Consider the following 5,568-nt stretch of genomic DNA (forward strand, 5'->3'; position numbering starts at 1 on the left):
GTCCGGGGCGGTCGCCTTATGACGGGGCCCGGTGCCGGACGCACCGGGGGATGTACACGTCCGGCACCGGGGTCTTTGTGGTGGCCGCCGCGGTCAGGCGGCCCTGCCCTTCCAGGGCGAGTTGCGCTCGTACTTGGGCCGCCAGACCGCGCGGTAGACCAGGCGCAGCGGCGGCGGGACCTTGTCGAGCACGGTGCGCCGCTCGGCGTCCGGCACCCCGTCGAGCAGCCAGGGGAAGAACGTGGCCGCTCCCTTGATGCCGACCTGGCTGCGCTGCTCCGACACGAAGGCGCCCCATTCGGCCGCCGTGAGTTCGCTCTCGATGAGCGGCAGGGCCCTGGCCTCCTCGTGGTCGAGGTGGTCGGTCAGACAGGCGATGACGTCGTCCATGAGTTCCGGCAGGGCCCGTTCGCCGCCCTCCTGGCCGAGCGCCGCGTCGATCTTCTCCACCGCCCCGTCGAGCTGGGCGTGTTCCTGCTCCATGGCCTGGAGCATCCGCAACTGCTCGTCCTGGCCCGCCAGTTTGTTGCGCAGGACGGGCCACAGCGAGTGGTCCTCGGCGAGGTGGTGGATCGTCAGGTAGTTCTTGAAGAGCTGCCATCCCTGGCGGAAGGCGGCGACGTCGTCGTGCTGGGCCGCCGCAAGCAGCCGCAGATCCCGCCGGAAGGCGTGGTGGATCGCGTACATCATCGTCAGGTCGACGGCGGGTGTGCCGTCGGTCTGCGCTCGGGCGTTCACTGCGGGCTCCTCATGGTCGGGTACGGCTTACGGGCTCGGGGCCCGGGGCTCTGGACGCGGGCCCCAGGCCCGGCGGGCGTCACGGCGGCTCGGCGTCAGATCACAACGCCCATCTCGGCGTTCTCCGCGTCCTTGGAGGAGACCCGGATGACCAGGACGGCGAGGACGAACGCGCCGAGCAGGACGAAGCCCGCCACGAGGAACGCCGTTCCGTAGCCGTGCGCGAGGGAGTCGAACACCGCCTTGCGGACCTGCGGCGGCATGTGCGCGGCGTCCGCGGGCCCGTAGCCGTCCGCCGCCTTGGCCGCGGCCGGGCCCATCAGCTCGGTGAGCCGGTCCTTGGTGGCGGTGACCGCGATCGTGCCGAGGGCGGCGAGACCGAGCGCGGCGCCGACCTGCTGTCCGGCGTTGAGCAGGGCGGAGGAGACACCGGCCTGCGCCTTCTGGACCCCGGCGACCGCCGCGAGGGTCAGCGGCACGAAGCACAGGCCCACGCTGCATCCGGAGAGGACGAGCGGGCCGAGCAGATCACCGGTGTAGCTGCCGTCCTCGCTGAGCCGCGAGAACCAGAAGAAGGCGACGGCGGCGAGGAGCGTTCCGGCACCGAGCAGGATGCGCGGGCCCACGCGCCCCACCACCTGGCTGCTGATCGTGGCGAAGACGGCGGCGCCCACGGCGAACGGCAGGAAGGAGAAGCCGGTCTTGAGCGGGCTGAAGCCGAGCACGATCTGCATGAAGAGGGTGAGGAAGTAGAAGAGGACGATCATGCCCGCGCCGAGCGTCAGCATGATGGCGTACGCGCCGGAGCGGTTGCGGTTGCGGAAGATGCTCAGCGGCATGAGCGGTGAGCTGCTGCGGACCTCGATGAGGATGAAGAGGGCGAGCAGCGCGGCGCCGACGACGAGCGGAGTGACCGTACCCGCGCTGCCCCAGTCGTCGGTGGCCGCGTGGATCAGGCCGTACACCACGAGCGACATGCCGACGGTCGAGGTGACGGCGCCCGGCAGGTCAAGCCGCCGCCCTTCGGTGGTGACGCGCTCGGCGGGGAACGCCTTGACGGCGGCCAGGAACAGCAGGATGCCGATGGGCACGTTGACGAAGAGGACCCAGCGCCAGCTGAGGGCGTCGGTGAAGACGCCGCCCAGTACGTTGCCGAGCGCGCCGCCCGCGCCGCCCATGGCCGCGTAGATGCCCATGGCCTTGTTGCGCTCGCCGCCCTCGGAGAACGTGCTGGCGATCAGCGCGAGCGCGGCGGGGGCGACCAGGGCGCCGGCGATGCCCTGCACGGCCCGTGCGGCGATCAGCCAGCCCTGGTTGGTCGCCACGCCGCCGAGCAGCGAGGCCACCGTGAGCAGGGCGACGCCGAAGAGGAACGTACGGCGCTGGCCGTACATGTCGGCGATACGCCCGCCGAGCAGCAGCAGTCCGCCGAAGGCGAGGGCGTAGGCGTTGACCACCCACTCCAGGTTGGTCGCGGAGAAGTCGAGGGCGCTCTGGATCGACGGCAACGCCACGTTCACGATCGAGACGTCGAGGACGACCATCAGCTGGGCAACCGCGATGGCAGCCAGCGCGAGCCCCTTGCGGGAACCGGAGCCTGCCGCCGCGCCGGCCTGTGGGGAAGCGGGCGGGGACGCGTGGGCCTGCCCCAGGGATCGTTCGGACACCAGATCTCTCCTGCCGATGAGCATGCGTAAGGGGGGTGCCGGGGGCGGCTCGTCCCGTGGATACGGGGATACAGGGGTACAGCGGTATGGAGATACGGAACAACTTGCCCCACAACTACGGAACAGTATGTCCCGCAGCAATCTGCGGTGCAAGCTGTTCCACACAGCGGAGTCGGCGGCTCCGCCAGTCCTCCTCCCCGCGGCCATCTCCCCACCTGCGCGCCTCCAGCGGAACGGCAGATCGTGAGGACCGCACGCGCACCGGCCCCGCCCCACCCCCGGGAAGGAACTCCCCGATGACCCACCCGTCGGCCGCGCCCCACCCCGGCGCCCCGCCCGCACCGGCCGCGCCCCGCCTGGAAGAGCTCGCACCCGGCGTCCACGCCTACATCCAGCCGGACGGCGGCTGGTGCCTGAACAACGCGGGCGTGCTGATCGGCGACGACGCGGTGGCCGTGGTGGACACCGCCGCCACCGAGCGGCGGGCCCGCGCCCTGCGCGCGGCCATCGCGTCGCGCACCCCCCTTGAGGTGCGCACGATCGTCACCACCCACCACCACGGGGACCACCACTTCGGGAACTCGGTGGTCGCCCCGTACGCCACCGTCGTCTCCCACGAGGTGACCCGGTCCGAGATGGCCCGGCGCGGCCTGGCGATGCGGGAGGTCTGGCCGGGCACGGAGTGGGGCGACATCAGCCTCGCCCTGCCGACCCTCACCTTCCGCGAGCGCACCACGCTCCATGTCGGCGGCCTGACCGCCGAGTTGATCCATGTCGGCCCCGCGCACACCACCAGCGACATCGTGGCCTGGCTCCCCGAACAGCGTGTCCTGTTCGCCGGCGACGTCCTGCTGCCCGGCTGCACGCCCTTCGTCCTCATGGGCTCGCTGAGCGGCACCCTGGAGGCCATCACGCGGCTGCGCGCCCTGGACCCGGCCGTCGTCGTGGGCGGCCACGGCCCGGTCGCGGGCCCCGAGGTGCTCGACGCCACGCGGGACTACCTGCTGTGGGTACGCGACACCGCCAGGGCCGGTCTGGCCGCCGGGCTCTCCCCCCTGGAGACCGCGCGCGAGACGGACCTCGGCCCGTACGCCGGGCTCCGCGACCCCGAGCGCCTGGTGGCCAACCTGCACCGCGCCTACGTGGAGGAGTCGTCGCTGCCCCGGGACACCGAGATCCGGTCGGCTCCGGTCTTCGGGGAGATGGCGCAGTACAACGGGGGCCGTCCCGTCGCCTGTCACGCCTGAGGGACACGACAAGGGCCCCGTACAAGCCAACCGGCTCGTACGGGGCCCTTGTTGTGCCGCGGTCAGCGGGCGGGGCTGCGCTCGGTGAACTCCTTGGCGTGCCGCAGCGTCGCCAGGCTGTTGGTGCCGAGCGCGTCCCGGATAAAGGTCCGCGCGTCGGCCACGGTGGTGTCCGGCCCGAGCAGGGTCACCGAGGACGGGTTGATGACGACGGTGTGACGTGCCACGGCCGTCGTCACCCCGTCCGACTCCTCAAGAAGCCAGGCCCCTACGTGCGCGGTGAGCAGCGGCGGCACACGCAGCTGCTTGTAGACGATCCGCGACGAACCGAGGCTCACCCGTACCGACTCGGTGGTGTGCCGGGAGCCGTCCCTGGCGATGGTGTCCATCTCCAGGACCTGGATGTCGGTGTCCGGCTCCGTCAGCTTCACCCGGGCCACGTGCGGAAGACGGTCCTGCCACTCCTCGCCGCGCCACAGGAACGCGTGCACGTCGGCGCTGGGCGCCTCGATGCGCACCTCGTCCTCGAAGGTGCAGAGCAGTTCGCCGAGTTGGCCCGCGGACTCAGCGGTGGCCTTCATCCGGTCGAGCTCGGCCTCGCTGTTGCGGTCGAGCGCGCGGTTGATCCACTCGACGTGCTCGGGGGCGTCGTCCTGGGCCGTGAAGTCATGGAGAAGCACGACCTCGCACCGGTCGTCGGAGAGCGGGCGCACCTGCCACTCCCCGCCCATCGACGTCGCGGGAGCCGTGGTCTTCTCCTGCCGGAAGCCGACCGTGAGCGCCTGCGGGTCGAGCCGGCGCCGGGACTGCCACGACTTGACCTCGTCGTTGGCCGTGGCCCAGATCCGCAGGGTCTCCTCACCGTCGCCGAGCGGCGTCTGCTCCACATGGACCGACGGGGGAAAGACGCGCGGCCAGTCGGCGGCATCCGCGATGATGCCGTACACCGTCCGCGCCGGAGCGTCGACGGTGATGGTGTGCCGGGCGCGATGCGTGACTGCCATGGTGGGTACGGCTCTCCTTCGGGTCGGGGTTTCGGCGCGCACCGGTACTCAATTCCCTTACGCACCTGACTGACTGGGCCTCAGTAGTTGCCGAGGCCGCCGCAGACGTTGATGGCCTGGGCGGTGACGGGCGCGGCGGCTGGGCCCGCCAAGTAGGCGACCAGGGCGGCCACTTCCTCCGGGGCGGTGTAGCGGCCCAGCGGGATCTTGGCCTCGAACCGCTTGAGCACCTCTTCCTCGGCGATCTCCCAGTGACCGGCGTACCCCTCGCGGACCGTCCTGGCCATGGGGGTCTCCACATAGCCGGGGCAGACGGCGTTGACGGTGATCCCGGTCTTCGCCAGTTCGAGCCCGAGCGACTTCGTGAAGCCGACGACCGCGTGCTTGGAGGCGCTGTACGGCGCTCCGAGCATCACGCCCTGCTTGCCGCCCGTGGAGGCGATGTTGATGATCCGCCCGACGGACTTGGCACTCATCCCGCCCGCGTTGAGCACCTCACGGGTGACGCGGAAGACGCTGGTCAGGTTGGTCTCGACGACGTCGTTCCACAACTCGTCCGAGATCTGCGCGGTCACTCCGCCGCCGCTGCGCCCGGCGTTGTTGACCAGGATGTCGATGGGCCCGAAGCGGTCGACGGCCGCCGCGACGGAGCGGGCGACGTCCTCGCCGGACCGTACGTCGGCGGCGGTGCCGTCGACGGTGATGCCGTCCTCGGTGAGCTCCTTCACCGCCGCGGCGACGTCCTCGGCACTGCGCGCGGTGATGAAGACCTTGATGCCGGCCCTGCCCAGAGTCTCGGCCACCGCACGGCCGATGCCCCGCGTGGCCCCCGTGACCAACGCGACCCGAGACTCCCCGCTCTGCGGCTCCGCCGTCATGATGCTCCCTCCCGACTGTCCGACACTCCTGCTG

5 protein-coding genes are annotated in these 5,568 nt (G+C 71.3%); 1 reads left to right on the forward strand and 4 read right to left on the reverse strand.

The window, feature by feature from the left end; translation table 11 throughout:
• Positions 1 to 93: 93 nt before the first annotated feature.
• Together ACQKIP_RS38220 and ACQKIP_RS38225 are read right to left on the reverse strand one after the other, a co-directional pair.
• The gene (locus ACQKIP_RS38220; protein ID WP_365865631.1) at positions 94 to 738 is read right to left on the reverse strand and encodes a hemerythrin domain-containing protein; all 645 of its coding nucleotides are present in this window, start codon (positions 736 to 738) and stop codon (positions 94 to 96) included.
• 95 nt (positions 739 to 833) lie between these two features.
• Positions 834 to 2,405 (reverse strand): DHA2 family efflux MFS transporter permease subunit, encoded by a 1,572-nt coding sequence (locus ACQKIP_RS38225; protein WP_365865629.1) that lies wholly within the window; start codon positions 2,403 to 2,405, stop codon positions 834 to 836.
• A gap of 296 nt (positions 2,406 to 2,701) precedes the next feature.
• On the opposite strand from ACQKIP_RS38225, the gene ACQKIP_RS38230 reads away from it, so the two are divergent.
• Positions 2,702 to 3,652, forward strand: coding sequence for an MBL fold metallo-hydrolase (locus tag ACQKIP_RS38230; RefSeq protein ID WP_365865627.1), 951 nt, complete (start codon positions 2,702 to 2,704; stop codon positions 3,650 to 3,652).
• Between the two features lie 62 nt (positions 3,653 to 3,714).
• On the opposite strand, the gene ACQKIP_RS38235 is transcribed toward ACQKIP_RS38230, so the two are convergent.
• Both ACQKIP_RS38235 and ACQKIP_RS38240 read right to left on the reverse strand, forming a co-directional pair.
• Positions 3,715 to 4,656: an aromatase/cyclase gene (locus ACQKIP_RS38235; RefSeq protein ID WP_365865625.1), complete on the reverse strand. Its 942-nt coding sequence runs from the start codon at positions 4,654 to 4,656 to the stop codon at positions 3,715 to 3,717.
• A gap of 80 nt (positions 4,657 to 4,736) precedes the next feature.
• Complete coding sequence (locus ACQKIP_RS38240; protein WP_365865624.1) at positions 4,737 to 5,534, reverse strand: SDR family NAD(P)-dependent oxidoreductase; 798 nt, start codon at positions 5,532 to 5,534, stop codon at positions 4,737 to 4,739.
• Positions 5,535 to 5,568 lie beyond the last annotated feature (34 nt).

Origin of the sequence: Streptomyces sp. NPDC059900, from assembly GCF_050270335.1 — a bacterium.
Classification (GTDB): domain Bacteria; phylum Actinomycetota; class Actinomycetes; order Streptomycetales; family Streptomycetaceae; genus Streptomyces.